1 protein-coding gene is annotated in these 508 nt (G+C 52.4%); it reads right to left on the reverse strand.

Annotated features, from left to right (window positions below; translation table 11 throughout):
• Positions 1-508 (reverse strand): IS200/IS605 family accessory protein TnpB-related protein (locus AN618_RS13655; protein WP_222926547.1); only part of this gene is annotated, 508 nt, incomplete at both ends.

Below are 508 nucleotides of genomic sequence, written 5' to 3' on the forward strand. Positions count from 1 at the left end.
ACGAGGCCAGCTCCTTGAAGTTCCACCCGGACATCATCCGGTTGAACTTTTTTGATCCTTTAGTCCGCTCGCGGATACCCAGCAGGTTCTCAAGTGCAATCGCCTTGCCTTCTTTTTTCGCTATTTCAACTATGCGCTTTGAGATGCAGTGGTTGATATACCGCATCCACCTTGTTTCGCGGCCGGCTTCTTTTTTGACGCGGGAAAGTCTGCCCGCCTGCTGAAGGGCTCTTCTCCGCTGTGCCCACCGTTCCTTGCGCCACCTGACCTTTCGGCCGTCAAAAAAGATGTTGTTGGACAGCACGGCAAGCTTTACTATGCCGAAATCGACCCCGATTACGCCGCACGGCTCGTTTAAGTGAGTCTCGTATATTAATGATATAGCAGCATACCACTCTCCGTCTTTACCACGCCATATCTCCATGGACCCTTGTCGGCAGGAACCTCCTGCCAGGTCCTGGAGCCTTTTTGTATGGTATTCGGAAGTGGCAATGGGCACTGCTATCTG

This window comes from Fervidicola ferrireducens (genome assembly GCF_001562425.1).
In the GTDB taxonomy this organism is placed as follows: Bacteria; Bacillota; Thermosediminibacteria; order Thermosediminibacterales; family Thermosediminibacteraceae; genus Fervidicola; species Fervidicola ferrireducens.